The following is a 25,657-nucleotide window of genomic DNA, read 5'->3' as shown; positions in this document are numbered from 1 at the left end:
GTTGTTAGGCTACAAATATCCTAAATTTTGAACCAAAATACCAACCAAGTCGATAATAAAATGCCGTTAAATAATGTGAAAAAGCTGATTTTGGCCAAAATCATGTGCTGTTTTTTAAAATTAACAACAAAGTGACAAATGACGACTCACTTAATCGGTCATTTTGGCTAAGTTTGCCGTTTTTGGATGTTGAAATCGATAAGGTTTATCGTGTTTTTTGAAAATATTCGACAACAATAGGAATGTTATGATAGCAGATATAAATGACAAAGAAGTAAGTGGTCTCTACAAGACAGGCATTATTCAACAGACAGCCTATTGGTCTGCTGTGAAAAAGATGCAAGGGATAGAATCGAAGGCTTTTAATTTCAAATCGAAACACTCTGATCTTTATATCGGAGTGGAAGACGATACCTATTTTGTGGGGATCTATTGATTATTATTCAGGCGGTAGATCATGAGCATAGCATCGCGTATGTACCATATGGTCCTGAAATAGAGCCATCGGAAGAAAATCAAGGGGCGTTTTTAGAACAGCTTTCGGAGAGTTTACGTGCTTATTTGCCGCCCAATTGCATTATGATACGCTATGATCTCTCCTGGGAATCCCATTGGGCAAAAGAAGATGACTGTTATGACCTCTATGGCAATTGGCTAGGTGTCCCTGAAAACGTATTCAGGAAATGCGCTTTAATTTTAATACGGAAAACTGGAATTTTCATAAAGCGAATACAGATATTCTTCCTTCTAATACCATTTTTATGAACCTTAGAAAAGAGGAGGATCTCCTCTTGGCCAATATGAAATCAAAGACGCGTTATAATATTCATTTGGCTGAAAGGAAAGGCGTAAAGGTTCATTCTCTCGGCTTAGAGAGCCTGGAGATCTGGTATGAGTTATATCGTCAGACTGCGCTTCGGAATAATTTTTTCTTGCACGATATCAACTATTTCAAGATTGTACTATCTGCCAAGGCAAATGATACGTTGTCTCCAGCAGATGTTTATTTATTGGTTGCAGCGATAGACAATCAACCTCTGGCTGCAATGTTTCTGGTGATTGCTGCAAATCGGGGAACCTATCTCTATGGTGCCTCCGCTTCCGAAAATCGCAATTATATGGCGACTTATGCCTTGCAATGGCGTGCCATGCAGGTTGCAAAGGAAAAAGGCTGTACGGAATATGATTTCTTTGGTGTATCACCTCAGGCTGATCCATCCCATCCATTATACGGACTTTATAGATTTAAAACTGGTTTTGGGGTGAGATCTATCACCGAATGGGCTGTTGGGATTATCCGTTGGATAACGAGAAGTATCGATATTATGCCTCCATGGAATTTAAAAATCAAAGTTATCATTTGAGTTAAGTATTAAAATACTTCACCCAGGGTCAATCTTACTCCACGGTGATTGGTGCTAACACCATAATCTATGCCGATGTTGGTGCCCGAGTTTTTGTTAAATTTAATTCTGGCGCCGGCACCGGTACCGATGTTCCAATCTGCAAACATGCTATTTTTGGGGCCGTTCACCGTGGTGAAATTTATAAAAGCCACAAAGCCGAATAAACCATCGCTGCTGATGTCGCGGCGGTATTCTGTTTCCAGATAATATAACGATTTGCCACGGAACCGACTTACTGGGAACCCTCTTCCGGAACTGTTGTAAGGGTCCCAACCCAAATTAGGTAAATCAAGGTACGGTGCTTTGCTATTGAAAACAGTCCAGAAAAAGCTACGCACAGCAATCATATTCTGCTTATTCGGATCCTGGGTCAAGCGATGGTATCTCCTGATTTCGAGGAATAAGGACTTCCAATTCTGATCACTTCCCATGAAAACCGGGTTAAGGCGGAACTGTAGATTGGCATAATTGCCGGACCAGGTATTAATAGAATTCGCACGTGTATCATAAATGAGATTGACACTAAGTCCCGAAGAAACAGTATGATCTTTTAAATCCGTGCCATAGGGGTAGGAGGTGTACTCGTCAAGTGGGATCGCACTCGTGGATTTGATATTCATACGGTAATCCAGATCATAGCCAATGCCCATAAACAACCCGCCGTGGATTCTTTTCAACGCATGTTGATATAGTCTAAAATAAGTATAATCCAAATTGATCTGTTGATCACCGTGATGCTCTTTGCCTATTCCCAAGTCTCATGTGGGTATTTTAATAACCTGATATCACCATCGATAACCCAAGTATTATCTTTTAACCAGACATAAGAGCGGATGGGGAGGCCGAATCGCTTTCCAAAATTGGTATATGGCGTGAAAGTAACCTTAGACATATAGGTGCTATTTCGCTCACCAAGATAAAACCCCGCTGTGGTACTCGTAATTAAAGCGTGCCCTCCTCCAGGGACATTTGTCGAAAATGGCAGAAATGAAAAGTAAAACTTTTTGCCGGTACTATCGACAGATTGCGGAGGCTTGATTTTGAGAATCTCCTTTCCGATATCGATCAGATCCCTTTGTTTACTCGTATCTGCAATATGCTCGGTGATTTCTATTTCATTGACGGGGCGCTGTGCATAGAGCTCAGATCGAAATATCACCAATGAAAATGTTAAAGTAGCAAGCTGATATAAAAAAGATGCCGTCTGTTGTAGTGTGTCATGAACGCCTGCAATCTAAGAGGAATTGTACAGAATTACAATATTGTAAAGAAGATTTTATCTATTCTGTCGCGTTTTGTCTATAGATAGAATAAATCAAAATTTCATTCACCTAGAAAAAAATAGCGTTTACCGATTTTAATGTAATGTTAATCTAAATGTAATAGAATCAACACATCAGTTGTCTTAAATTTGAATCAGAAAATAAATAAGAAAAAAAAGTGCAACAAATTTAGATTGTCTCCGACAATAGGATAAGAAAATATACTAATACATTATAAAATAGAAAAGATATGAAAACTTTAGTAAAAACATTTGTAGCGGCAGCAATGATAGCGATTTCTACTTGCTCAATGGCTTCGGTTAAACCAGAAGAACGTAATTTAATTACAGCTGATTTAGCGATTGATGAATATGTTGGCGCGATGACCGAAGGTCAGGTAGCGAATTTAGATAAGCTATTCACTTCTGATTTTAACCAGAAAATCTGTGGTAAACAGGATTTAAATCACAGTCGTTCGGAGATGATCGAGTTCTTGAAAAAACAAAAAGGAATAAAAATGAACTGCAAAACAACAACGCAGATCGTTGAAGAATTACCAGATTACGCTATTGCGAAAGTAACCATGCAATTTGATGGTTTCTCTAAGACCGATTTGATCACACTTGTGAAGGAAAATGGTGCATGGAAAGTTTCTAAATCAGTTAATTCTTACAAATAGGAATTACTGCCACAAATTGAAATGATGTTTCGGGAAAACTGATCAATGTATAAAAACAACAAAGAGGCTACTTGTGAAAAGTAGCCTCTTTTGTTTGTGGAGCATATCAGGATCGAACTGATCACCTCTTCACTGCCAGCGAAGCGCTCTAGCCAGATGAGCTAATGCCCCTTGTTTTTTCTGTCGCTAAGATAGTACCTTTTTCTAAAAACAAAATTGCTTTTTTATTTTTTTAAATATTATTATTTATTGCTTCTCAGTAAGTAGTTCCTCAGTACGTTTTATCTGCTGATTGTCCTTCCATGCGTCATGTCCAGGAATAACCATTTTTATCTGTGGATACTTCGCTAACAATCTTGCCAATGCAGGCTTCCAGGCTTTGACATCACCATCACCGACAAAGCCCAGGTTTTTGGCTTCCGAACTTTTGATAAAGCAACCCCATCCAGAATTTGATAGTCTGGAAACCAGACAACGACATTATCCAAAGAATGTCCTGCTCCAAAAAAGTTCAAAACGAAGGACTGACCACCCACATTATAGGTCTTGTTGATTTTAACGAGATGTGTAGCTTGGGCTTTATGATTTGCCTTAAGCAGATCGTTGGTCATTTTGTCGCATAGGTTGGAATTCCCATACGATTATAATATGCAAAGCCTCCCGCGCGATCCTCGTGCCAATGTGTGGCATATACCGCAATGACAGGTAGCTGATGCTTTTGTTTGATACTGTCCAAAAGCGGTTGATATTGTGTCGAGTCCCAAGGCGTATCAAATAGAATAACACCTTTCTTGGTGATTAGATAGACCGCATTAGCGGCATATTTGGTACCCTCAAAGGTATTGTAAGTCGTGTAAAGATATAGCTGTGAATTGATCTTTTCAATGGATAATGGTTTTTCCTGTGCACGCAAAGATGGCAATACACAGCCAGAAAGACCGAGAAGTAACGTGGCTACTTTGGCGGAGAAGAGCGAAATAGTATTTTTGAACATAAGTAAATAAACGATTGTTCGGAATGAATATTGTTGTGATGGACCAGTAAAATTCCTTTTTTTTTGGCTACAACGATGTAATGAAATCTTCTCGATGCGGTGTGAAAGAATCTATCAACTCGCCTTCTTCAAGACATTCACAGCCGTGGATTAAATTTGGGTAAATGATACAGGAATCACCTACAGTTAAAATTTGATCTGCGCCATCAATGTGGTAGCTGAACTTTCCGGCGCTGACATAAGATATTTGTGTATGTGGGTGTTGATGTAGGGCACCGATTGCACCTTTTTGAAAACGTACTTTCATTAACATCAATTCATCGTTATAAACTAATATTTTACGTTGTACACCATCGCCGAGATCCGTCCAGCTCTGCGCATTATCGTGTAGGAATATTTCGCTCATTTTAATCGCTTTTATTTTGAAAAATTAACCAACAAATCTTTATCACCAATGATAGGAAATAATTATGACTTTTGTAGCTCAGCTTGAGAAGTTCTTGATAAGTGTACTGCGTTGATGAGAGAATACCCTGATTTTCTTAAGAAAAATAGAAGAACATGGATGACTGAAAGGTAAAGTATTGAAAAAACTGTTACTTTGTGTCTGATCAAAGTGAATGTACTAATATGAATTATTTCGACGAACTTATTACGCTATTACACGAAGAACAGCAATATGATAAGATGCAGCATGAAGCATTATTATTGAAAAGCAGTTTAAATGAAAGAAGAATGCAGGGGTGACCTGGTTTCCTGTTCAGATCACGGATAGCGAACTGGGGCGGGGAGATTATCTGTCAGTTAGTTTAAAAAAACAAATCACCTCGATGTAGATCATCGATTTCGTTTTGGGATGCCTGTTTCTCTATTTTCAAACCACGACCCAAATGTGGACAGAATAGACGGCATTATATCTTCGGTTAATAAGGAAAGTATGCGGATTTCATTTCGTGTAGATGAGCTGCCGGATTGGAGTAGAAGGGGAAACTTGGTGTGGACTTATTATTTGATGAACACTCATACCGTGAAATGGCGAATGCATTGCGACAGGCAAAGGAGCTTGCGACTGATCCACGACAAGGCAAATTGATCAGAAAGCTTATTGGTGGAGAACAATTATATACTGGAGAAAAAGATAAATTTTTTGAACATCCAGATCTCAATGTCAGCCAAAATAGCGCTGTTCAACAGGTCTTAGCTACAACAGATATCGCACTTGTACATGGCCCTCCGGGGACTGGGAAAACGACAACATTAATCAAGGCAATAGCTGCTTTGTCAAAGAGCAATAACAAGCAAATATTGGTCGTGGCTCCGAGTAATACTGCGGTTGACTTATTGACTGAGCGTTTAGATGCGGCAGGAATATCTGTCACTCGGATAGGTAATCCGGTTAAAGTATCTGAACATCTACAGGAGTTAACCCTTGATAGCAGAATAGACCGTCATAGCGCGAATAAGGATATAAAGTCCTTGCAAAAGCAAGTTCGGACCTATACGGATATGGCCCAAAAATATAAACGCAATTTTGGCAAGGCCGAGCGCGAACAAAGGAAAGCATTGTTCGACGAAGCTTACAGAATTCGAAAAGATGTTGATAAGATTCAGGATTTTATCGTAGCGGATATTCTCGATCGCTCTCAGGTAATAACCGCGACGCTCGTAGGGGCAAATCAAGATGTTATACGAAACCGAAGATATGAGACGGTTGTTATTGACGAGGCTGCTCAGGCACTGGAGCCTGCCTGCTGGATTCCGATATTAAAGGCAGACAAATTGGTGTTGGCCGGGGATCATTGCCAACTCTCACCAACAGTGAAATCAAATAAAGGTATGGACAATAAGCTTAGCTATACGCTGTTTGAAAAACTCATCAATCTTTATCCCCAAGCGGTTTCGCTGCTCGATATCCAATATCGAATGAACGAACAGATCATGAATTATCCGTCCTTAGCTTTGTATGGAGGTCTCTTGAAAGCTGATTGTTCAGTTGCGCATTGGACAATAGCGAACGATTCGGAACCGATTGTTTATATTGATACGGCTGGGGCAGGTTTTGAGGAAACTGAAAGTGATGGTGCGATCTATAATCTTGGGGAGGCCAGTTTTCTGAGATCTCATTTAAAGGCAGCCATCGCAACTTGGGTAGAGTCTTCTCCAAGCGAACAATGGCCAAGTATTGGGATAATAGCACCTTACCGGAAGCAAGTGTCTGTATTAAAGGAAATGTTGGAGCAGGATGAAGAATTACGGCCGTATGCTGCTATTATTAAAGTACAGACCATTGATAGTTTTCAGGGGCAAGAGAAAGATATTATTTATATCAGTTTGACGCGTAGTAATAACGAACAACAGATTGGGTTTTTATCCGATGTGAGACGGATGAATGTCGCCATGACAAGGGCCAAAAAGAAGTTGGTCGTTATTGGCGATAGTGCCACGATAGGGGTTCATTCGTTCTACCAGAAATTTATTGATTACGCAGAAAATCTTGGCCACTACCATAGTGTTTGGGAATGGGATATTGCGGAGATGTAATAGAAAAAGGGACTGCGATGAAATTCCTTTCGCAGTCCCTCTCAATTTTTATAAAGAGGTGAAATTCATCCAATCAGCCTTTTCGTCATAATGTATAAGCGGTTCGGCATTATTGTTATTGGAGAGTTGACCGACCAACATGTACAGATCCATACTAACATGCTGACGGGCAATTTCTGTCATTTTATCATTAAAACCAGCGTTATTGATTTGCAGGACATATTGGAAGCAAACAACACGTGCAATTATTTTCCCTAAAGTGACCATCTCGCGCTGTTTAGGTTGAAGCGGGAAGTCGAAATTCAAAATAGAAGAGAAAATGGAGCCGCAAGTTCGGTTGCCGGATTTATTTTCAGGAACGAAAGCAGATTGCTTTCTTTGCTTTTGCGCATCAGTTTAGCAATTGCTTCCGCTACTTGCGAATAGAGCATCTCGTTCGATCCTTCAAAAATTTGGAAAGGTCTACTATCTACTAAACCACGACCAGCAACATGATCCAATCTATAACCGTTTGCTCCAGATAATTGTACACAGATCTGTGCAGATTCGTGCATCAGGTCTGTCACGAGTGCCTTGACACTATTGGCATCCACACTGTGGCCAGAAAGATCATTTTGAATTGAACTGATCGAGCTACTGTATGCACACATCGCTGAACATATCGTAAAAGCAGCCTGCAAACGAGATAATTGAAACTTAACAGAATCTAGTTCGTTCAACGGAATTCCACTAACACGTCTTTCCGTGCAATGCTTCATGGCTTCATCCAGCATACGTTTTATGAACCCCATTCCCATGCCAGGAAACTGAAGTCTGCTCCGGTGTAAAGTATCCAACATCAGTTTTATACCAGTGCTTTCTGGTGTTAACCTATTGTCGACGGGTACTTCGATGTTTATTTTATTGATACCATAAGGAATAGCATATAATCCTAAGCTATTGTATTTTTTGTTACTTCAATCTTTTGTTCTTCGATGGAATTGTCGGTAACAAAGAAATCTATATCACGTACAAGTTCACCATTCTCATTTTCTTTCGGGCAGTAACGAGCCAAAAGTCAGCAGCACCTGTTAAACCTTGCCAATGTTTTTCTCCGTTAATACGGTATTTATCTCCATCTTGTTGGTAGGAGGTACGCATATTGAGGGCATCACTACCATAGGCTTGCTCGGTAATCATCAGCCCACCCATGGCTTTATTTTCTAGAAATTGATGGAAAACTTTTTCCTGAAGTAAGGTATTGCCGTATTTAGCAAAAGGCTCCAAGAATAAAGCGATATTGATCCCGAAGATCAAAGACAGTGAAAGTGATTCATAAGACGCCGCCGCAAGCACTCCTAAACATTCTTTTACATGTAGGCCACGGCCTCCGTGATGCTCCGGAATAGCAACAGACAATGGTCTCATTGCCATGATTTCGCTTAAAAACTGAGGGGTAAACCACGTGTTAAACTCAGGTTATTATAGTCGTATTCGGTATGGAATAAGTTTGATAATCTTTCTTTAAAGTTTCCGATAAATAAATCGAAATTTTGGGCTTTGTTCGTGTGATCTAAAACGTTAGACATCGCTATATTAATTAAATGATGAAACATTTGCAATAGTAGATGTATACGATAAAGCCTCAAAAGATAGCTGTGAATTTTGCTTACATCCTAATCGCTATACAAAAATAATCCATATCGTTGTGATTGGTCTGTCCACTTCAGTATAAAAGATAGGACAAATCGTGCATATCTGAAAAATATTAAGTTGCCTTGTTACGATAAGAAGTAGGGGAAATTCCTACGATTTTTTTGAATAAACGGGAGAAATAGGAGGGATCAGAAAAATCCAGCTCATAACAGATATCGGCAATACTTTTATTTGATTCAAAAAGAAGAAATTGACTATGCATGATAAGTACTTCTAAGATCAGTTCTTTCGAAGACTTTTTGAACACCGAAAATACGCAGCGGTTTAGGTAATTGGTTGACACCGCGAGCCGGTCAGCATAAAAGCCGATATGTTTTTGTTTTTTGAAGTTTTTGTGCACAAGCTGTTTGAACATCATTGCAATTTCCTGCCTTCGGTTGAGTGCTTGATTGGAAGATGATAGCTTGATAATCTTTAGCAAAAGGGATTTTAGTAAACTTTCGAAGAGTTCTTTATAAGGAGACTCAGAAAGCAATTCATTATAGAGCAATTTGAATAGCTCGTTAAGGTCGGTACTATCCTGTGAAGCTAAGTTGAGCAGTGGTGAAATGTTAAAGATATTCAGGATCTCCTGTTCCCGAAAAATCGATGTCATCGCGTTATCGTTGATCAGTACACAATGTCCTTTTGCCGATTTGTCCACAGATTTGATCGTCGAAATATTTCCGTAGTTGCTAATCAGAATCGCTGGCGCTTTTACCACATATTCTTTTGCACCAATCTTGTGTTTAAAATGGCCTTCTGTTATATGTACAAGGAGATTGTATCCCAAAAAAATGGGCGGTGTAGGGAATTTAATATATGGAGCGATTTCACTAAGCTGGAAGATTTTGACGGGAGATTGCTGGTACCTCAGGTGTTCCAGACTACCAGTCATAAATCTATCTACAAATTCACCTGCATTTACCTGCTTTTCCATTTTTGTCCATTATGTTTTTGCAAAAACATCAAATTCTCCTATTTTCCGATTATTGCTATTCGTTGCAAACGGATTTAACGTAATATCAGGATAATATTTCAAAGGTAACGGATAAAATAGGTTTGTCAATATAAAATATATGATGATTTTCAAAAATAGGTGCAATATACTACCATTGTCACTAATAACTAAACTCCATGATCACTTCTATGTAGGGGTGGAAAAGTAATCGGATTTTCTATCTATATAAAGCCGAGGTGGTAGTAATGACCGATGAGAATAATTTGGGAAAATGAAGGTTTATCATTAGCTTTAATACTTAGCAAAAGCTGAATCGTTTGTTTCTCAACGATTTCTTTATTATAAACCGAGCGAGTATGAAAATTGTATTTGTTTTTATATCCTTATTTTTTTCTGTTGTTGCTATTCGGGCACAGGACCGGATGAATTACTGTAATGATTACATCCAAACCGGTGCAGAGCGAACTGAGCAATATATACCTTACCTCAATGGTAAGCGGGTTGCTATTTTAGGTAACCCATCTACCGTGATCAAGAAAAAACATCTTGTGGATAGCCTACTCGCCAGAGGAATTAAAATCGTAAAAATATTTGGGCCTGAACATGGATTTCGTGGAAATGCCAGCAACGGAACAAAAGTGCGGGATGAAGTCGATCCAGCAACCAAAATTCCGGTGATCTCGCTCTATGGAAGTAAAAAAAACCTTCAGCGAAAGACCTAAAAGATATTGATGTGTTCATCTTTGATGTACAAGATATGGGGGTAAGATTTTACACGAATATTAACACACTTCGGGACATCATGGAAGCCTGTGCCGAAAATGAGAAGGAACTCTTGATTTTAGATCGCCCTAATCCAAATGCGTATTTGGTCGATGGCCCTATATTGGATATGAAATATAAATCGGGTATCGGTCAGTTTCCGGTTCCGATTGCTCATGGGATGACAATCGCTGAATTTGCCCAGATGATTAACGGGAAGGCTGGATGGCGACGACAAAAAATGTAAGCTAAAGATCATACCCGTAGCGGCATATAATCATCAAATGTTATACAAACTTCCGGTTAATCCTTCTCCAAATTTAAATACCGAACAAAGTATTCTCCTCTATCCCAGTACTTGCCTTTTTGAAGGTGTAAAGATCAATCATGGAAGGGGACGGATTATCCCTTTACCGTTTTTGGAAGTCCAGCCTATAAAGATGTATATCGTTTTCGTTTACACCAGTGAGTAAAAAGGAATGAGTGAGACACCACTCTTTATGAATGAAGTATGTTATGGTTTAGATCTACGTGAATATGATTTGCAGAAGCTGGTGGACAGTAAGAAAATAAATCTTTCCTGGATGCAGGAGCTCTATCGGAATTCTCCAGAAAAAGATAAATTCTTTGATCAGTCATTTTCCAAGCAGATTGGCAGTATAGAAAAATTGGTTGGTGTTGATTCCTTTCGACGACAGATAACTGAAGGTGTTTCAGAAGAAGAAATCCGGAAAAGCTGGGAGCCTGGATTAACGCGTTATAAGGAAATGAGAAAGAAATATCTTATTTATCCATAATCTATTTATGTGGCACAAGATTTTGTATGGAATTGTGGTTGTCCCTACAAATATGATAAGTGCCTATGGCAAGTTTATCTGAACCTAACTATTTAACCTGAAAAGTAAATGATGTTTAATCGAAAATATTATTGTTGTTATGTTGCTTTCTTATGGGGGCTTATCGCAAATCTAAACCAACTCTATGGGCAACAGCTAGCGCGGAGCTCAGATCGACAGAATTATATCAGCGATGCTGAAATTCGTTTACAGCCAACGGTAAAATGGAAGTTTCAGACTAAGGCACAAATATTTGCTTCTCCTATTGTTTTTAAGGATAAAGTGATCGTTGGTTCCTGTGACAGTAACCTTTATGCGCTGGATAAAACGAGCGGTAAAATAATATGGAAATATAAAACTGGAGGAGAAATCCGCTCCACAGTAGCTATCGATTCAAACCTGTTGTATTTTGTATGTTCAGATGGTCTGTTATATGCTCTAAGTATAGAAACGGGAGAAAGACGCTGGACCTTTGCCACACAAGGCGAAAAAAACAGGATACTTGGGATTACTTTCATTCCTCACCAACAATCAGCGATGGAATCGTATATTTTGGATCCGGAGATAAGCATATTTATGCGGTTGATGGCAAGAGTGGAGAACTTCACTGGAAGTTTCCTACTGGAGGAATTGTCCATGCTTCGCCAACATTGGCAAAGGAGGGGGTAATGATTGGGAGTTTTGATGGTTACTTTTATTGTCTGGAGAAAACGGGAAGTTGCGTTGGAAGTTCAAAACAATTGGTGAACGCTATTTTCCAAAAGGTGAAATTCAATTTCATGCCGTTGCTACCGATAGTACGGTCTATTTTGGAGCAAGGGATTTCAACATGTACGCATTGAATATCAAAGATGGGACCGGATATTGGGTATATCATCAACCGGGGAGCTGGACAAGTGTACCCAGCTTGTCAGGAGAAAGTTGATTGTAACGATGTCAGACTCTTATAGCGTATTGGCCTTGGACAAAATAAATGGTACAAAACTGGTTGAACAGGCTGTTCCCTAAACACTTTTAGTAGTGCAACCATTGCTGGTTCGAACGCATTTTTTGGTACATTGGATGGGGTCATTTATCGGTTTGATCTTGCGAAAGGAATTACGACACCTATTTTTCAGACAGAATCGAGTAAAAGAAATCGCCATCTATTTGTGGATGAGCAAGGGAAATTAAGAGGCGATTTGCAAGAGAAATACGCGCATGATATCAATGGGTTATTTACTGACTATTTGCAAATGGGCAGTATCTTTTCTACGATCTGGATAGCGGATAATACACTTTATTTTGGAGCTTGCAGATGGTGCTGTTTATGCCATTGAATAATATCTGTGAGCTGTATTCGAACGTTGATTGATTTATTTTCTTAAAATTTTTTCCATTGACTTGCCCTTCGCCAGTTCATCAATCAGTTTATCTAAATAACGGACTTTTTGAACGAGTGGATCTTCAATATCTTCTATACGATAGCCGCAAATGACACCAGTAATCTTTGTTGCATTGGCATTGAAATGCGGTGCCTGGCTGAAAAAATGTTCAAAATCGGTTTTGTCGGCTATGATCTGTTGCAGGTCTTGGGTATTATAACCTGTTAACCAAAATATGATTTCATTGACTTCTTCTTTTGTGCGACCTTTTTTTTCTGCTTTTTGTATATAATGTGGATATACTCCAGCAAATGACATGCGGTAAATTCTAGTATTGTCCATTTTTCTACTGATAATCTTTTGTGGTTTTTGCTAATTTACCATTTTTTTGATGTGAAATTTCTTTACAATATCATTTTTCCTGTCGTTTTATCAAAAGTAATGGTTTTGTTGATACCTCCATAAAAGAGTGTAATGCGAAGCATTTTATCCGTTTCCGAATTGAAAATGATGTCTTTTGCACTCCCTATTCTTAGGGTAGTCCCGTCATTATTTAATGCATTGTCGGTACAGCTAAGCACCCGCTTTTCAATTATTCCTTTTTCTCAATTATTTCTAACCAAGGTGGGGATAAAACACTATATCCAACGATTTGTGCACGATAATTTTCGTTTAAATCTTTCGTCGTCCGTAGACCGAAAGAAGACATGGACAATACCAATGTATAAAAGGGTAGCATCATTGGCAGGATGCTACAAATTAACCCCAATAGTAATCCAGACAACATAATCTTTGCCAGGATCTTTTTCCAGAAAATGACGATTACGGTCATAGTCAGTCCTAGCCATATCCAGAAAAGTAAAACGTCACTATAATAGCCGATTAAACTTATTTTTTCCAGGTAGTAAGCGAGCATATCCATACCCAGTAATAGCGTAATGACAATATATAGTATTTGTATTTTACTTTTCATTGTAGTGATTTGTTGTTTAAAATAGGATTTTTTTTTGCATAGATTTTATTCAGACCTTGAATATGATTGAATCTATTGTAACAGTAAATATAATGAATGGAAACAATATCGATATGTGCTATTAGGTGCTTGTAAGAAAGAATCTTTAAGGTTAATTGATAAAGATGATGTAATAATTTTTAAATTATAGTCCTATCTTTATAGGATACAAAATTGTCTTAAAAAATGAGTTTGAGATATAAACGTAATAACATTCATATAAAGGAAGAAGAACAGCAACGTATTCAGGATTTTCCGGTGCTTATTGGGGGCTGCGGTATTGGGAGCTACATCGCTGAGTGTCTGTTGCGGATGGGATTTGAAAATTTGATCATTATCGATGGTGATATTGTGGAACTGACCAATCTTAATCGCCAGAATTATGTGGAAGGAGATATCGGTATAAATAAAGCTATGGCTCTAAAAGAACGATTGATGGCTATTAATCCCGAAGCAAAGATTACGGCTTATCCCGAATTTCTTGATCGAAATAATTTGTATAGCTTTGATTTAAACTGTAAGATCGCTATTAATGCCCTGGATTTTTCCACCGATATCCCTTTTTTATTTGATGAATACATGGCACAGAAAAATATCCCTGTTGTTCATCCGTACAATTTGGGCTGGGCCGGTTTTTTAACTGTCATTACACCAGAGAGTCACAATTTACGCTCTTTGAATAAAGAACATCACGCATTTGAAATAAACGTAGGGAAATTTATTGTTGAGAGACTACAGGAAAAGAACATTGATACAAAATGGTTGGAAGATTTTCTTTCGGAATATGGTGAAATCGCAATGGATTCACCGCCACCACAGTTATCGTTGGGGTTATATTTATTAGCTGGAATGGTATGCCAGGTTGTTTTCAATATTGCTACGGACAAAGCGATAAGGGTTTTCCTGAATCGTACTATTTATCTATGCGTGAGTAAAATAAGCTATAATAATTACAATAATTATTATACTTTTGTATTGTATCTACGTCTCCGTGCGAATCTAATCAACAAAGGCTATTTTGTAAATAATATTGAATTTCAACTGCATGAACTGGACTCCAGAAAATTATTATTTTACGAAACTTAATAGTGCAGAACTGCCTGAACTTATTCATTTTTATTTGGTTACCGTCCAAGAACACTATAAACTGGATGAGTATTCTAAAGAAGATTATGATATCGATTATAAATCATTGATAGGGGAGGATTCAGCTTTTTTGATCAGTCTATTTATTATGTTCTGCGGAGTAAGACAAATAATGCCATCCATGCTTCGATTCGGATTACCTATTGGGATAAGGAAATCTGCCTGCCTATTCAGAAGTTATTCGGTATTAAAACCAAAGATCTGTTGGTTCCCGAAGTAGACAATTTTTGGCATATCGGGCGCTTTGTAATTTCTGGGAAAATTATTGGAAATCGGATTAATATTCTCAAAAAAATGCTCTTTGATGCCTTTTATGGTCCCTACAGTTTGGGGAATGGTTTAATAATTGCCGAATGCGACCGGAAAGTGGTGAACACGCTACGTAAACTGGAAATTGAATCTTACCAATTGGGAGATCCGATTATTTACTTTTATTCCGAAACACTGCCCATTTATATCAAATCCCAATGGCTAGAAACCTTTATCAAAAAAAAAAATAAGATTTCACAGTGCAGTACCGGGAATGATAAGGATATTCAAAAATTTATAGCCATGTCAAAAGATATGTTGTTAGATTCCAAAACAATTAGTACTGAAAGAGCCATTAAAAAGAGACAACTCGATCGCTAATGCTGTAGCTTCCGTTATACTCTTTACTTTTAACTTTGAAAATATCTGTTTTTTTGTGAAATTTAACGGTATCAATCGAAACATAGAGTCTATCAGCAATCTGATCCATTGTAAGCCCCTGCGCTGAAAAAAAAAGTAGTATATCCTTTTCTCGGGGTTTTAATTTAACGCGCGGAGTTTCTACCCAAATATCTTTGACTAGATCATATTCAAATTGCCTCCCATCTTCATCCGATTTGAATCTGATGTTGCCTGCATTGGGGTGTGAAGACATAGAAACTAAACAGAGTGCGATCCATGGGTTTGAATGGTTGTCCAGAAGCAAGGGTTTCAATTTGTGGTTTACAAGTAATGGTTTGCTACCGGGCTGTTTCAGATGAAAGTCATATGATATGGAATATTTTAAACGGTCATCGGCAGTTAATTTGCCATAGAAATCAAAGCCAACATCGTTTATTTTCTTTAATAAATGAAGATCATCTTCTGGGACATTACTTACATAATGATGATAGCCTTCTTTCATTACTTCCGCAGGTGTACTTCCACATAAAAAAATAGGGTTGTCGGAAACAAATAAAAACTTTTCTTTGAATAATCTATAAGATAGATGCTCTGATATGTTAGTCGGCTTAAGGATCTTGCGAAATTAATAAATGCATTTACGATCTCATAATCATCTTCGCTAAAGTTGTCTTTAACATGTATCGGCTTAAAAAATCTTCAATTTTTATTTTCATAGTGTAAATCACAAAGATGATCTATTGTCGCTTCGAAATTTCCAATTAGACTGATCTTATTTCTGTTCGCAAATTAAAGAAATAACAGCCCAGTCTAAAGTAATTAACGAAAAATAGGCTTTTCTGACCTTTATATGTCTATTTAAGACTTTGGTTAACAGAGCATTCAATTTTTTCATTAAACCTTTATGACATAATATCCTACACAAATGGGTAGAATATCATTCCCCTTGATAAAATGTCGTATTTTACTTTCTATCTTTGATATTGTCGAAGCAATTTAAAATTATATAAATATAGTCTATTGGATTCAAAATACCCAATGGTATATCTTGCTTTATGTAGGATTTTAGTAAAGATTTTAATCCCATGACAGCTTCTAAGAAAATATATTCCTAATATTCCCCTGGTTATTACCATTTTTAATTCAATCTGACTGGACGAAGTGATCCTTAACTTTAGTGTATTACAAATGCTTTAAATGGGATTCTTATATAAATTAGTATGTATGTACATTTATTTTTTTTTTTACTTGATATTTCTTGTTTTTTATAGTATTATTGTATGCTGAATCTAATTTTTAATGCTTTTTATTGTGTTTTTGGCCTCTTTTGTTATGTATATACAATTTGGCAAAGGTTGATTGTTTGAATAATTGGGAGATGGTTAAGATTTATAAATCTTAATTTGGAGTGGGATGATAAATTGAAACATGCAAAAGAACTGAATACTTGGATAGGCATTTATAGCATACTTTTTATTATAAAATCCATCAATTATGAAAATGCATTTCCCCATTTCCGTTTTCACCAGCTTACTGTTAATGACAGGACAGCTTGTTTCGGGGCAAGAGAATACCATTTGGCAACTGGGCAGTTCAGATGGCTCCAGCAGAGAGTTCGCACTGGCTCCACACGATTACAAGAAATTTCTGGAACATGATTTTGGCTACGAAGACAATTACTTTGTGGTTGGGCAATCTTCGTTGTCAAGAGATCTGCCTTACGTGTTACCCGGACCAGCCAATGGATGGGGCGGGACTGGTGGAACCTCTGGCCTAAGGACCCATTTTTTGAATTTATACAGTGTATTAAGTGGTCAAGTTGAAAACGGGAAATGGGCTCTGGAAGTAAAATTGGCAAATAGTGATCCTCAGAATAAACCGACCTTACAAATCGCGATCAATGGTAAATCCTATAATTACGAACTGAAGAATGGTGACGGCCCCATTGATCCTGTAGGTACGGGTTCAAAGTCTGGAGCTTCTACGATCCAGATAGCATTGCCTGAGCATCTTATTTCGGAGGGATTTAACCAGGTTACACTTACGGTAATAAAAGGGGGTGGGTTGAGTTTGACTCCTTTAAATTATTGGGTCCTCAACAGGTGAAATTGTTGAAAGATTACACTTCAATAATCAAAGAGGTACGGCAATCGGATTTTGAACTGAAAAAGGAAACGAGCGCATACAGTATATGCTCCTTGATATCTTGAAATTGAAAGATGATGAGCGTATAAAAGTGTTGTTGGATGGAAAGAAAATCTATGATAAAACTCATGAGAAGGGCCTATCTCGACTTGAGATTCCAATGCCTTATGCATCGAAAGAGGTACGAAGTAAATATGCAATATATATCAACGATAAATTAATTCAAACATCTTCTATAAAACGATCTCCCAAAAGATTGGGTGGGGTCTCGGATTATGTCAACACCATGATAGGGGCTGCACATTCCAGATGGATGCTGGCACCGGGACCGTGGATGCCATTTGGAATGGTAAAGATTAGTCCCGATAATCAAAATATTGGCTGGCAGGCTGGTTATGAACCTTCAATAGAATCTATTGGTACATTTAGCCATATACACGAATGGACAATGGCTGGACTGGGCACATTTCCAACAGCAGGCCAGTTGAAGACTAGTGTCGGAGACCAATATAGTACGCATTCAGGGTATCGTTCGGCAATAGATAAAGCAAGTGAACAGGCTCCATTGGGATACTATGCCGTTCATCTTCTTGACCAGGATATTGACGCAAAGTTAACCGCAGGAACACGCTCCAGTTTCCAGAAATATACCTATCATAAATCAGATACTGGACGTATTATGATTGATCTTAAAGTGAACGGAGAATATGATTATAAGATCAAAGACCTCTCTCTTAAAAAGGTTTCTGATTATAAGGTTATTGGCTACAGTAACCAATTGTCCGAAAATGTTTGGTCTACCGATGCGAAACAAGATTATATTGTCTATTTCGTCATGGAGTTTGATAAACCGATTATCAATTTCGGAACTTGGCATAATGGTCGCGTAACAGATCAGTCTGATCTGGTTGCCGACAGCGCTCAATCCGCTGGTATGTATGTAGAGTTCGATGTTCGTAAAAACAAGGAAGTGCAGCTGCGGACCGGGATTTCCTATGTCAGTATCGCCAATGCTGCAGAAAATTTAAAAACAGAACTTTCAGATCCATTTGGATGGTCTTTTGAACGTGTGGTCGCCAACCAACATCGGGTGTGGAATGAATTATTGGGGCGCCTGGAGATAAAAAGTGATGACTATTTGGAAAAAGAGAAGTTTTATACAAATATGTATCGTACCCTGGCAAGCCGTAATACATTTAGCGACGTTAACGGGCAATGGCGCTCTTCTGATGAGACGATCAGAACGATGAAACATCCGGGGACCTTGCCCTGGGCTGTGATGCATTTTGGAATACGTTCTGGAATTTAAACCAATTCTGGAATCTGGTTACACCGGAATGGTCGAATAAATGGGTGCGTTCGCAATTGGCTATGTATGATGCAGACGGTTGGCTGGCAAAAGGGCCTGCTGGTATGGAATATATTCCAGTGATGGTTGCTGAACACGAGATTCCTTTGATTGTAGGGGCCTATCAGATGGGAATACGTGATTACGATGTCACAAAGGCATTTGAAGCGATCAAGAAAATGCAGACAACAAGTCCGCTAAAATTTGAAGGTGGCTTTGCCGGTAACCGGGATCTGGATGTTTATCTGAAGTATAAGTATGTGCCTTATGACCTGGGACGTTTCTCAAATTCCTTGGAGTATAGTTTTGACGATTGGACTGTAGGACAATTTGCAAAATCCTTGGGAAAGGAAAAAGAATACAGTTATTTTAATGATAGAGGGAGCTGGTGGAAGAATGCGATAGATGTTAAAAGTGGCTATGCGCGGATGAAAGATGCCAAGGGGCAATGGTACCAGGACTTTGATCCCTTTAAATCTGGAGCCAATCATCATTATGTTGAAGGAAATGCATGGCAGTTGACATTCTTTGTGCCTCAGGATATTCCTGCATTGGCTAAAATGATTGGTGAGGATGTGTTTCTAAAGCGTTTGGAATGGGGGTTCGGAGAAAGTGAAAAATGGCGATATAATGGACCAAATGATCAATACTGGGATTATCCGGTTGTGCAGGGAAATCAACAGTCTATGCATTTCGCCTATATTTTTAACTGGTTGAACAAACCATGGCTTACACAAAAATGGAGCCGGTCTATCGGGGAACGATATTACGGACAGGGTATTTCTAACGCATATCTAGGAGATGAGGATCAAGGACAGATGAGCGCTTGGTATATCATGAATGCAATCGGATTATTTCAGCTAGACGGAGGAACGCGAACAAAGCCAATTTATGAAATTGGTAGTCCATCTTTTGAAGAAATTAAGATTAAGTTGGGACGGCAATATGGGCGAGGAGATCAATTCACTATTAAAGCTAAAAATGCAAGCAAAAAGAATATGTATGTGCAGCGCGCAACTCTAAACGGTAAACCGCTACAGACATTCTATTTTGACGCTGCGGAATTGCTAAAAGGAGGTGAACTAGTTTTGGAAATGGGGATAAACCGAATATGCAATGGGGCTTGTCACATTAATCACGTATCATTGAGAGGACTTTAATGGGAGATGATATCTTCAGATTGTAGTTTTCCGCAACGAACGGCACCGTTTGTTAAAGTTTGGTTAAACATAAAAGAATAGGATAACAAAGCTCGGGAATGGCGTTATCAATGTAGTTTTCATAATTTAGGTTAATAATTGGTTAGTTAGTAAAAATCCTGAAGTTCCCCGCTTCAGGATTTTTTGTTGAATGATCTTTCTCCTTGGATCTAACCTGCATTAGCGACTATATTTTGATCATACGACTATACTTTAAGATACCTATCGGATTGATGAATTCGCATCTATTTTCAGTCTTGCTAAATCCTATTAACATTGTAAAATGATAGATATAACTGCTGTCGATATTTGTAAATCTTTGGTATTATCAGTAGTATTGTGACTACACTTAAAAATGTGCAATCTACTGTTCATTGTATCAGAAAAAGTAGATTGTCTTTATCAAGATGATATGATCAAGTTTATCCGTTATTTTCTTTTGGGATTATTTGTTTGGGAGCAAGCGGCTGCGCAAAACTACCAACCGACTATGTCAATCCTTTTATTGGTACCAGTAACTATGGTACAACCAATCCCGGTGCTCAGGTACCTCATGGTCTAATGAATGTGTCTCCCTTTAATGTGATGGGTTCATCACTTAATGCCTTTGATAAGGATGCACGTTGGTGGTCTACACCTTACGAACATAGCAATAGCTATTTTACCGGTTTTTCACATGTCAATCTGAGTGGTGTAGGTTGTCCTGATATGGGAAGTTTGTTGCTGATGCCAACGGCTGGAAAACTAGAAGTCGACTACCATCAATATGGAAGTACTTATACACAGGAAGAGGCTCATCCAGGTTATTATAGTAATGTGTTAAAAAATACGGTATCAAAACTGAGACATCCGCAACTGCTCGTGTGGGTGTATCTAAATTTACTTTCCCTAAAGGGCAGGCTAATATTCTACTCAATTTAGGCGAGGGACTGACGAATGAAACGGGGGCCACGGTTCGCTATGTCAGTGATACGGAACTTGAAGGTTCGAAATTATTCGTTCTGTTATACCAACAATCAGGCCGTATATCCGATTTTCTTCGTGATGCGAGTGAATAAAAAGCCCGCAAAGAAAGGTTACTGGAAATTTCAGCGTGCCGGTGAAAAATGGGAGAATGATTGGAATAAAGATGCGGGCAAATACAAGATTTTTACCGATTATTCGAGCCAATTGTCTGGAGACGATCTTGGGGCATTCTTGAGTTTTGATGTTCAGGAAAATGAGAGCTTAGAGGTTCAGTTGGCGGTATCTTTCGTAAGCGTTGAAAATGCACGAAAAAATCTGGAAGTCGAGCAACCTGGTTTTGGATTTGAGCGGATCAGGACACAAGCTTCATCTTTGTGGAATAATGAATTATCAAGAATTCAGGTTGAAGGAGGTACCGGAGATCAAAAACGGTATTTTATACGGCTATGTATCATGCCATGATTCATCCAAATATTTTACAGGATGTTAACGGCGAATATCCGGCTATGGAAAATAGAAAGACCCTTGTTGCGGATCATAATCGTTACACCGTATTCTCTTTATGGGATACGTACAGAAATGTACAGCCGCTCATGTCGTTGGTCTATCCAGATAAACAGGTTGGAATGATTCGTTCCATGATTGATATTTATAAAGAAAATGGATGGATGCCTAAGTGGGAACTTTATAGCCGTGAAAGCTATACCATGGACGGTGATCCAGCAGTACCTGTGATCGTTGATGCCTGGATGAAAGGCATTCGGGACTATGATATCAATACAGCTTATGAGGCTTTTTTGAAGTCGGCGACGACAACGGATTCGACGAATCGAATCCGTCCGGACAATGCCGATTATGTCAAGTATGGTTATGTTCCTCTTCGCGATTCTTTTGATAATTCAGTTTCCCATGCGATTGAATACTATGTTGCTGATTGGAATTTAGCACAGTTGGCCAACTCATTGGGGAAAACTAAAGACGCACAGACTTTTGGTAAGAGAGCACAGGGGTACAAACATTACTATTCTCCAGAGTATGGAACCTTTCGACCTATTCTTCCCAATGGCTCGTTTTTGACACCTTTCAATCCATTGATGGGGGCTAATTTTGAGCCTAACCATGGATTCCATGAAGGGAATGCCTGGAATTATAGTTTTGCAATACCATTTGATATCCCTGGTTTAGTTCAACTGATGGGCGGTAAAAGGAAATTTGTGGACAGATTACAGGCTACCTTTGATAAAGGGTATTTTGATGTTACCAACGAACCTGACATGCTTTATCCACATGTTTTTTCGGAAATAAAAGGTGAGGAATGGCGTACGCAAAAGTTGGTTAAGCAAATTCTGGATAAACATTTTACGAATAGTCCCGGTGGGATCCCAGGAAATGATGATACAGGAACAATGTCGACCTGGGCATTAATGAATATGATAGGGATTTACCCTTTTTGTCCCGGCAGACCAGATTATACGATCGTTACGCCGGTATTTGATAAAGTAACTATTCAACTTGATAAAAAGTATTACCCTAAGTCTGATCGTGTGACCATTAGACGCCAAAAAGAGGGCAATGGAGAATTCATCAAAAAAATTATCGTCGATGGAAAGCCATTAGGAGGTTTTAAAATTAGTCATCAAGTTTTGGTCAATAGCAAAGATATCCTGATTGTTACGGGAGACAGATAAATGACACGCAGATTAAAGAAGCTATCTACACTATGAAATATATGAAATACCTGGCATGCGCAGGTTTATTGGGAATACTGAGCTGTGCCTCACAGCGGGATTCGGCTGAAGGTTCTTATGCAAAATCAGTCAATCCTTTTATAGGGACGGATTTTACGGGTAACACCTATCCTGGAGCACAATCGCCCTTTGGTATGGTACAATTGAGCCCAGATAATGGATTGCCCGGTTGGGATCGTATTTCGGGTTATTTTTATCCCGATAGCACGATTTCGGGCTTTAGTCATACCCATTTAAGTGGGACGGGAGCTGGGGATCTATATGATATATCGTTTATGCCAGTTACCTTGCCTTATCATGAGGCCGTGGCGCCTTTGGGTATTCATTCCAAGTTTTCGCATCAAAACGAACAGGCACATGCGGGGTACTATAAAGTAAAGTTGACAGACTATAATATCGATGTAGAGCTAACGGCAACCCCACGTTGCGGTATCCAACGTTATACATTCCCTGAGGCTCAATCGGCTATTTTTTTGGATCTAAAGAAAGCAATGAACTGGGATGCCACAATAGATTCATACATCGAGGTGGTTGATTCGGTCACTGCGTGTGCTACCGATTTTCAGAAGGCTGGGCCAGAGGCCAACGTGTCTATTTTGAAACCCGATTTTCAAAGCCGTTTACTGCAGTTCACATCGATAGCTCGGCGATACAGTCAAGTGTTGACAGCATAACAAAAACGACCAAACGTATTGGTACTGCTTTCAAGGCACGTTTTGATTTTAAAACATCTACTGGTGAACAAGTAACGCTTAGCACAGCTCTTTCGGGGTAAGTATGGATGGTGCTTCCAAAAACCTGAAAGCTGAGGTGCCAACAGATGATTTTGATCACTATTTAAAACAAGCTGAGAATAACTGGAACAAAGAGCTTGGTAAGATTGCTATTCAGACTACAGACAAAGAAGCTAAAGTAAAGTTCTATACAGCATTGTACCATTCGATGTTGGCCCCTACCATATTTGGAGACGTAGATGGGACTTATTTTGGAGCGGATAGAAAAATACATCAGGCTGAAGGTTGGACCAATTACAGTACTTTTTCGCTTTGGGACACCTATCGCGCTTCACATCCTCTATTTACTTATCTTGATCCAAATCGGGTAAATGATATGGTGAAATCATTTATTGCATTTTACGAACAGCATGGTCGCTTGCCTGTATGGAATATCTATGGCAGTGAAACCGATATGATGATTGGCAATCATGCAATCCCAGTTATTGTGGACGCTTATTTGAAAGGAATAGGTGATTTTGATGTCAATAAAGCGCTGGAAGCTTGTGTGGCAACAGCAAACATAGACAACTATAGAGGTATTGGGTTGTATAAAAAGTTGGGTTATGTACCTTATGATGTTGTGGATAAATACAATGCTGAGAACTGGTCTTTGTCACGCACACTCGAATATGCATTTGATGATCATTGTATTGCGGTTATGGCGGATAAGATGGGGAACAAGGCGGTGGCAACTACGTTTTTGCAAGAGCAAAAAATTATAAAAATGTCTATAATCCCACTACATCATTTATGCAACCGCGTGACAGTCATGGTGTTTTTGTAACGCCATTTGATCCAGAGGAATATAGTGCACATATCTGTGAAAGCAATGCTTGGCAATACTTCTGGTCTGTTCAACATGATATTCCGGGATTGATCAATCTCGTCGGCGGAAATGAACGCTTTGGGCAGAAATTGGATAGCATGTTTACCTTCCACCCATCAGACACCAGTAAACTACCTATTTTCAGTACGGGCATGATTGGACAATATGCACATGGAAATGAACCAAGTCATCACGCTATATATTTGTTTAACGCGATTGGGCAACCATGGAAAACACAGCAATATGCTGCCGAAGTGATGGAAAAACTTTATCTAAATAATCCGTCAGGGTTAAGCGGGAATGATGATTGCGGACAGATGTCTGCTTGGTATGTATTCAGTGCGCTGGGTTTTTATCCAGTAGATCCAGTGAGTGGAAGGTATGAAATCGGTACGCCATTGTTTGAACATAGCGAATTTAAACTTGCGAATGGGAAAAAGTTTACTGTCAAAGCGGATCATGTAAATAAAACCAATATTTACATCCAGTCGGTTACTTTGGATGGAAAGCCTCTTGAAACAAGTTATATCACACATGAGCAGATCATGTCTGGAGCTACCCTTGTTTTCCAAATGGGAAGCAAACCTGGTCCGGTGTGGTACAAAAATAGTCAGGAGCAATATCATTGTTTTTGTCAACAGAACCTCCAATAAGTTAACAGTTATTGGAGGTTCTTTTTTTGCGAATAACAATACTATTCAAGGTTTTTATAAAAGTAGGTTGTACTACAGGGGCTACCATTGGGAAAAAGTGCATAATTTGGAATGTTTCCCACGACCTTCCAGCCACGTTTTAAGTACAAAGCATGAGCTGGGCTATCTGTTACAGTATCTAACACCAGTAGTGATTTTCTCTTTTTTTTCGCAATGAATTCCAGATGTTGCAATAAATTTTCCGCTATACCAAGACGTCGAAAAGCGGAATGCACCAACATTTTTGCTACATCGGCCCGATGAGGCTGATTTTGAGGAAGGTCTATTTGTAATTGTACGGTCCCAACGATTTGGTGGGATGAGCTGTCTTTGCAACAAGTAGCACTGTTTTTTCTTGCTGGACCTTCGCCAGGACATTGTTCCAGAATTCTCTTGCTTTTTCTTCGCTTAAGTCCTGCATAAATCCCACTGAGGCCCCTCCTTGGACAATATCCAATGTTAATGCGACCAGGTCGGAAACGGCTATGTTATTTGCTTCCTTTAATTCTTCAATGTGGATATTTCTCTTATCAGAAATAAGCATAGTTATTTTATGGTTTTTATTAGCGTGAAATAGTCGCTCTTTAATTGAGAAATAGGATTACTGCTTCATGACGTAAGGCGGCCATCTGATAAAATGCTTTTAGGTCTTCGAAGTATTGAAGCAGA

The 25,657-nt window shown here is 38.8% G+C and carries 31 protein-coding genes, 1 tRNA gene and 6 pseudogenes; 21 read left to right on the top strand and 17 right to left on the bottom strand.

Going from position 1 to position 25,657, the window contains the following annotated elements:
• The first annotated feature begins 247 nt into the window (after positions 1-247).
• Both KUH03_RS05735 and KUH03_RS05730 read left to right on the top strand, forming a co-directional pair.
• On the top strand, positions 248-436 hold the full coding sequence (locus KUH03_RS05735) for a hypothetical protein (RefSeq protein ID WP_257091972.1): 189 nt from the start codon (positions 248-250) through the stop codon (positions 434-436).
• A 247-nt stretch (positions 437-683) separates the two neighbouring features.
• Positions 684-1,364, top strand: a complete 681-nt coding sequence (locus KUH03_RS05730) for a peptidoglycan bridge formation glycyltransferase FemA/FemB family protein (RefSeq protein WP_257091971.1) — start codon at positions 684-686, stop codon at positions 1,362-1,364.
• A gap of 8 nt (positions 1,365-1,372) precedes the next feature.
• Here the strand turns inward: KUH03_RS05730 and KUH03_RS05725 are convergent, their stop codons facing one another.
• Complete coding sequence (locus KUH03_RS05725; protein WP_257091970.1) at positions 1,373-2,161, bottom strand: hypothetical protein; 789 nt, start codon at positions 2,159-2,161, stop codon at positions 1,373-1,375.
• Positions 2,152-2,565, bottom strand: coding sequence for a hypothetical protein (locus KUH03_RS05720; protein WP_257091969.1), 414 nt, complete (start codon positions 2,563-2,565; stop codon positions 2,152-2,154). Before KUH03_RS05720 ends, KUH03_RS05725 begins: the two co-directional genes overlap by 10 nt.
• Positions 2,566-2,918: 353 nt before the next feature.
• On the opposite strand from KUH03_RS05720, the gene KUH03_RS05715 reads away from it, so the two are divergent.
• Positions 2,919-3,347, top strand: coding sequence for a nuclear transport factor 2 family protein (locus KUH03_RS05715; RefSeq protein WP_120260678.1), 429 nt, complete (start codon positions 2,919-2,921; stop codon positions 3,345-3,347).
• Positions 3,348-3,444: 97 nt separating this feature from the next.
• Here the strand turns inward: KUH03_RS05715 and KUH03_RS05710 are convergent.
• From KUH03_RS05710 to KUH03_RS05695, 4 genes are all read right to left on the bottom strand, one after another.
• A tRNA-Ala gene (locus tag KUH03_RS05710) sits at positions 3,445-3,518 on the bottom strand.
• 176 nt (positions 3,519-3,694) lie between these two features.
• The gene (locus KUH03_RS05705) at positions 3,695-3,958 is read right to left on the bottom strand and encodes a hypothetical protein (protein ID WP_257091968.1); all 264 of its coding nucleotides are present in this window, start codon (positions 3,956-3,958) and stop codon (positions 3,695-3,697) included.
• A complete protein-coding gene (locus tag KUH03_RS05700) occupies positions 3,955-4,341 on the bottom strand; it encodes an MBL fold metallo-hydrolase (RefSeq protein ID WP_257091967.1) in 387 nt (128 codons plus the stop codon). The genes KUH03_RS05705 and KUH03_RS05700 overlap by 4 nt, the downstream gene beginning before the upstream one ends.
• A 67-nt stretch (positions 4,342-4,408) precedes the next feature.
• Positions 4,409-4,747 (bottom strand): cupin domain-containing protein, encoded by a 339-nt coding sequence (locus KUH03_RS05695; RefSeq protein ID WP_257091966.1) that lies wholly within the window; start codon positions 4,745-4,747, stop codon positions 4,409-4,411.
• A 590-nt stretch (positions 4,748-5,337) separates the two neighbouring features.
• Here KUH03_RS05695 and KUH03_RS05690 point away from each other — a divergent pair.
• Positions 5,338-6,882, top strand: a complete 1,545-nt coding sequence (locus KUH03_RS05690) for an AAA domain-containing protein (protein ID WP_257091965.1) — start codon at positions 5,338-5,340, stop codon at positions 6,880-6,882.
• A 48-nt stretch (positions 6,883-6,930) separates the two neighbouring features.
• On the opposite strand, the gene KUH03_RS05685 is transcribed toward KUH03_RS05690, so the two are convergent.
• The 4 genes from KUH03_RS05685 to KUH03_RS05670 all read right to left on the bottom strand — a co-directional run bounded on the left by KUH03_RS05685 (position 6,931) and on the right by KUH03_RS05670 (position 9,496).
• Positions 6,931-7,149 (bottom strand): hypothetical protein, encoded by a 219-nt coding sequence (locus KUH03_RS05685; RefSeq protein WP_257091964.1) that lies wholly within the window; start codon positions 7,147-7,149, stop codon positions 6,931-6,933.
• A gap of 35 nt (positions 7,150-7,184) precedes the next feature.
• Positions 7,185-7,721 (bottom strand): acyl-CoA dehydrogenase family protein, encoded by a 537-nt coding sequence (locus KUH03_RS05680; protein ID WP_257091963.1) that lies wholly within the window; start codon positions 7,719-7,721, stop codon positions 7,185-7,187.
• A 160-nt stretch (positions 7,722-7,881) separates the two neighbouring features.
• Positions 7,882-8,289, bottom strand: a complete 408-nt coding sequence (locus KUH03_RS05675; RefSeq protein WP_257091962.1) for an acyl-CoA dehydrogenase family protein — start codon at positions 8,287-8,289, stop codon at positions 7,882-7,884.
• Between the two features lie 340 nt (positions 8,290-8,629).
• A complete protein-coding gene (locus KUH03_RS05670) occupies positions 8,630-9,496 on the bottom strand; it encodes an AraC family transcriptional regulator (RefSeq protein WP_077432563.1) in 867 nt (288 codons plus the stop codon).
• 377 nt (positions 9,497-9,873) lie between these two features.
• On the opposite strand from KUH03_RS05670, the pseudogene KUH03_RS48190 reads away from it, so the two are divergent.
• The 7 genes and pseudogenes from KUH03_RS48190 (at position 9,874) to KUH03_RS05640 (ending at position 12,434) form a co-directional block, all read left to right on the top strand.
• Positions 9,874-10,526: pseudogene (locus tag KUH03_RS48190) on the top strand (exo-beta-N-acetylmuramidase NamZ domain-containing protein).
• Positions 10,527-10,563: 37 nt separating this feature from the next.
• On the top strand, positions 10,564-10,752 hold the full coding sequence (locus tag KUH03_RS48185) for a hypothetical protein (protein WP_373564647.1): 189 nt from the start codon (positions 10,564-10,566) through the stop codon (positions 10,750-10,752).
• Positions 10,753-10,758: 6 nt separating this feature from the next.
• Positions 10,759-11,076, top strand: coding sequence for a hypothetical protein (locus tag KUH03_RS48180; RefSeq protein WP_373564646.1), 318 nt, complete (start codon positions 10,759-10,761; stop codon positions 11,074-11,076).
• A 108-nt stretch (positions 11,077-11,184) separates the two neighbouring features.
• A pseudogene (locus KUH03_RS05650) lies at positions 11,185-11,607 on the top strand (PQQ-binding-like beta-propeller repeat protein); the annotation flags it as partial.
• Positions 11,529-11,771 (top strand): annotated as a pseudogene (locus tag KUH03_RS48175) (PQQ-binding-like beta-propeller repeat protein); the annotation flags it as partial. The pseudogenes KUH03_RS05650 and KUH03_RS48175, both read left to right, overlap by 79 nt.
• 62 nt (positions 11,772-11,833) lie before the next feature.
• Positions 11,834-12,040, top strand: coding sequence for a hypothetical protein (locus tag KUH03_RS05645; RefSeq protein ID WP_257091958.1), 207 nt, complete (start codon positions 11,834-11,836; stop codon positions 12,038-12,040).
• A 133-nt stretch (positions 12,041-12,173) separates the two neighbouring features.
• A complete protein-coding gene (locus tag KUH03_RS05640) occupies positions 12,174-12,434 on the top strand; it encodes a hypothetical protein (protein ID WP_257091957.1) in 261 nt (86 codons plus the stop codon).
• A gap of 36 nt (positions 12,435-12,470) precedes the next feature.
• Here the strand turns inward: KUH03_RS05640 and KUH03_RS05635 are convergent, their stop codons facing one another.
• From KUH03_RS05635 to KUH03_RS05625, 3 genes are all read right to left on the bottom strand, one after another.
• Positions 12,471-12,821, bottom strand: coding sequence for a DUF2200 domain-containing protein (locus KUH03_RS05635; RefSeq protein WP_257091956.1), 351 nt, complete (start codon positions 12,819-12,821; stop codon positions 12,471-12,473).
• Positions 12,822-12,883: 62 nt separating this feature from the next.
• On the bottom strand, positions 12,884-13,060 hold the full coding sequence (locus KUH03_RS05630; RefSeq protein ID WP_257091955.1) for a hypothetical protein: 177 nt from the start codon (positions 13,058-13,060) through the stop codon (positions 12,884-12,886).
• Between the two features lie 11 nt (positions 13,061-13,071).
• Complete coding sequence (locus KUH03_RS05625; RefSeq protein WP_257091954.1) at positions 13,072-13,452, bottom strand: hypothetical protein; 381 nt, start codon at positions 13,450-13,452, stop codon at positions 13,072-13,074.
• 225 nt (positions 13,453-13,677) lie between these two features.
• Here KUH03_RS05625 and KUH03_RS05620 point away from each other — a divergent pair, with 225 nt between their 5' ends.
• Together KUH03_RS05620 and KUH03_RS05615 are read left to right on the top strand one after the other, a co-directional pair.
• Positions 13,678-14,577 (top strand): ThiF family adenylyltransferase, encoded by a 900-nt coding sequence (locus KUH03_RS05620; protein ID WP_257091953.1) that lies wholly within the window; start codon positions 13,678-13,680, stop codon positions 14,575-14,577.
• Positions 14,578-14,841: 264 nt separating this feature from the next.
• Complete coding sequence (locus KUH03_RS05615) at positions 14,842-15,267, top strand: hypothetical protein (protein ID WP_257091952.1); 426 nt, start codon at positions 14,842-14,844, stop codon at positions 15,265-15,267.
• Here KUH03_RS05615 and KUH03_RS05610 read toward each other — a convergent pair.
• A complete protein-coding gene (locus KUH03_RS05610) occupies positions 15,242-15,790 on the bottom strand; it encodes a helix-turn-helix transcriptional regulator (RefSeq protein ID WP_257091951.1) in 549 nt (182 codons plus the stop codon). The genes KUH03_RS05615 and KUH03_RS05610 overlap by 26 nt on opposite strands.
• Before the next feature lie 992 nt (positions 15,791-16,782).
• Here KUH03_RS05610 and KUH03_RS05605 point away from each other — a divergent pair.
• The 8 genes and pseudogenes from KUH03_RS05605 to KUH03_RS48165 all read left to right on the top strand — a co-directional run bounded on the left by KUH03_RS05605 (position 16,783) and on the right by KUH03_RS48165 (position 24,949).
• Positions 16,783-17,394 (top strand): polysaccharide lyase family protein, encoded by a 612-nt coding sequence (locus tag KUH03_RS05605; RefSeq protein WP_257091950.1) that lies wholly within the window; start codon positions 16,783-16,785, stop codon positions 17,392-17,394.
• Positions 17,395-17,479: 85 nt separating this feature from the next.
• Complete coding sequence (locus KUH03_RS05600; RefSeq protein WP_257091949.1) at positions 17,480-18,742, top strand: glycoside hydrolase domain-containing protein; 1,263 nt, start codon at positions 17,480-17,482, stop codon at positions 18,740-18,742.
• Positions 18,703-19,941, top strand: a complete 1,239-nt coding sequence (locus KUH03_RS05595; RefSeq protein ID WP_306429700.1) for a glycoside hydrolase family 92 protein — start codon at positions 18,703-18,705, stop codon at positions 19,939-19,941. Before KUH03_RS05600 ends, KUH03_RS05595 begins: the two co-directional genes overlap by 40 nt.
• A 492-nt stretch (positions 19,942-20,433) precedes the next feature.
• Positions 20,434-20,901 carry a hypothetical protein gene (locus tag KUH03_RS05590; RefSeq protein WP_257091948.1) on the top strand — a complete coding sequence of 156 codons (468 nt, stop codon included), beginning with the start codon at positions 20,434-20,436 and terminating at the stop codon, positions 20,899-20,901.
• Positions 20,844-21,038, top strand: coding sequence for a hypothetical protein (locus KUH03_RS48170; RefSeq protein ID WP_373564643.1), 195 nt, complete (start codon positions 20,844-20,846; stop codon positions 21,036-21,038). Before KUH03_RS05590 ends, KUH03_RS48170 begins: the two co-directional genes overlap by 58 nt.
• Positions 21,025-22,634, top strand: a pseudogene (locus KUH03_RS05580) (GH92 family glycosyl hydrolase). Before KUH03_RS48170 ends, KUH03_RS05580 begins: the two are co-directional and overlap by 14 nt.
• 32 nt (positions 22,635-22,666) lie before the next feature.
• A pseudogene (locus KUH03_RS05575) lies at positions 22,667-23,469 on the top strand (hypothetical protein).
• A 2-nt stretch (positions 23,470-23,471) separates the two neighbouring features.
• Positions 23,472-24,949: pseudogene (locus KUH03_RS48165) on the top strand (GH92 family glycosyl hydrolase).
• Between the two features lie 41 nt (positions 24,950-24,990).
• Here KUH03_RS48165 and KUH03_RS05560 read toward each other — a convergent pair.
• Genes KUH03_RS05560 through KUH03_RS48160 form a run of 3 tightly spaced genes read right to left on the bottom strand, consistent with a single transcriptional unit; the run spans position 24,991 to position 25,656 of the window.
• The gene (locus KUH03_RS05560; protein ID WP_257096719.1) at positions 24,991-25,275 is read right to left on the bottom strand and encodes an N-acetyltransferase; all 285 of its coding nucleotides are present in this window, start codon (positions 25,273-25,275) and stop codon (positions 24,991-24,993) included.
• Entirely contained in the window at positions 25,272-25,532 is a 261-nt protein-coding gene (locus KUH03_RS05555; protein WP_257091943.1) for a hypothetical protein, read from the bottom strand. The genes KUH03_RS05560 and KUH03_RS05555 overlap by 4 nt, the downstream gene beginning before the upstream one ends.
• Positions 25,533-25,572: 40 nt before the next feature.
• The gene (locus KUH03_RS48160; protein ID WP_373564785.1) at positions 25,573-25,656 is read right to left on the bottom strand and encodes a hypothetical protein; all 84 of its coding nucleotides are present in this window, start codon (positions 25,654-25,656) and stop codon (positions 25,573-25,575) included.
• Between the last annotated feature and the right edge of the window lies 1 nt (position 25,657).

Source organism: Sphingobacterium sp. E70, from assembly GCF_019285695.1.
In the GTDB taxonomy this organism is placed as follows: Bacteria; Bacteroidota; Bacteroidia; order Sphingobacteriales; family Sphingobacteriaceae; genus Sphingobacterium; species Sphingobacterium detergens.
This window is presented reverse-complemented; position numbering and strand designations above follow the sequence as displayed.

Bases quoted from the DNA above. Each gene is read 5' to 3' on its own strand.
- KUH03_RS05735 (WP_257091972.1), top strand. From the start codon at position 248: ATGATAGCAGATATAAATGACAAAGAAGTAAGTGGTCTCTACAAGACA.
- KUH03_RS05730 (WP_257091971.1), top strand. From the start codon at position 684: ATGCGCTTTAATTTTAATACGGAAAACTGGAATTTTCATAAAGCGAAT.
- KUH03_RS05715 (WP_120260678.1), top strand. From the start codon at position 2,919: ATGAAAACTTTAGTAAAAACATTTGTAGCGGCAGCAATGATAGCGATT.
- KUH03_RS05705 (WP_257091968.1), bottom strand. From the start codon at position 3,958: ATGACCAACGATCTGCTTAAGGCAAATCATAAAGCCCAAGCTACACAT.
- KUH03_RS05700 (WP_257091967.1), bottom strand. From the start codon at position 4,341: ATGTTCAAAAATACTATTTCGCTCTTCTCCGCCAAAGTAGCCACGTTA.
- KUH03_RS05695 (WP_257091966.1), bottom strand. From the start codon at position 4,747: ATGAGCGAAATATTCCTACACGATAATGCGCAGAGCTGGACGGATCTC.
- KUH03_RS05685 (WP_257091964.1), bottom strand. From the start codon at position 7,149: ATGGTCACTTTAGGGAAAATAATTGCACGTGTTGTTTGCTTCCAATAT.
- KUH03_RS05680 (WP_257091963.1), bottom strand. From the start codon at position 7,721: ATGTTGGATACTTTACACCGGAGCAGACTTCAGTTTCCTGGCATGGGA.
- KUH03_RS05675 (WP_257091962.1), bottom strand. From the start codon at position 8,289: ATGAGACCATTGTCTGTTGCTATTCCGGAGCATCACGGAGGCCGTGGC.
- KUH03_RS05670 (WP_077432563.1), bottom strand. From the start codon at position 9,496: ATGGAAAAGCAGGTAAATGCAGGTGAATTTGTAGATAGATTTATGACT.
- KUH03_RS48185 (WP_373564647.1), top strand. From the start codon at position 10,564: ATGTTATACAAACTTCCGGTTAATCCTTCTCCAAATTTAAATACCGAA.
- KUH03_RS48180 (WP_373564646.1), top strand. From the start codon at position 10,759: ATGAGTGAGACACCACTCTTTATGAATGAAGTATGTTATGGTTTAGAT.
- KUH03_RS05635 (WP_257091956.1), bottom strand. From the start codon at position 12,821: ATGGACAATACTAGAATTTACCGCATGTCATTTGCTGGAGTATATCCA.
- KUH03_RS05625 (WP_257091954.1), bottom strand. From the start codon at position 13,452: ATGAAAAGTAAAATACAAATACTATATATTGTCATTACGCTATTACTG.
- KUH03_RS05620 (WP_257091953.1), top strand. From the start codon at position 13,678: ATGAGTTTGAGATATAAACGTAATAACATTCATATAAAGGAAGAAGAA.
- KUH03_RS05610 (WP_257091951.1), bottom strand. From the start codon at position 15,790: ATGAAAGAAGGCTATCATCATTATGTAAGTAATGTCCCAGAAGATGAT.
- KUH03_RS05605 (WP_257091950.1), top strand. From the start codon at position 16,783: ATGAAAATGCATTTCCCCATTTCCGTTTTCACCAGCTTACTGTTAATG.
- KUH03_RS05600 (WP_257091949.1), top strand. From the start codon at position 17,480: ATGCTCCTTGATATCTTGAAATTGAAAGATGATGAGCGTATAAAAGTG.
- KUH03_RS05555 (WP_257091943.1), bottom strand. From the start codon at position 25,532: ATGCTTATTTCTGATAAGAGAAATATCCACATTGAAGAATTAAAGGAA.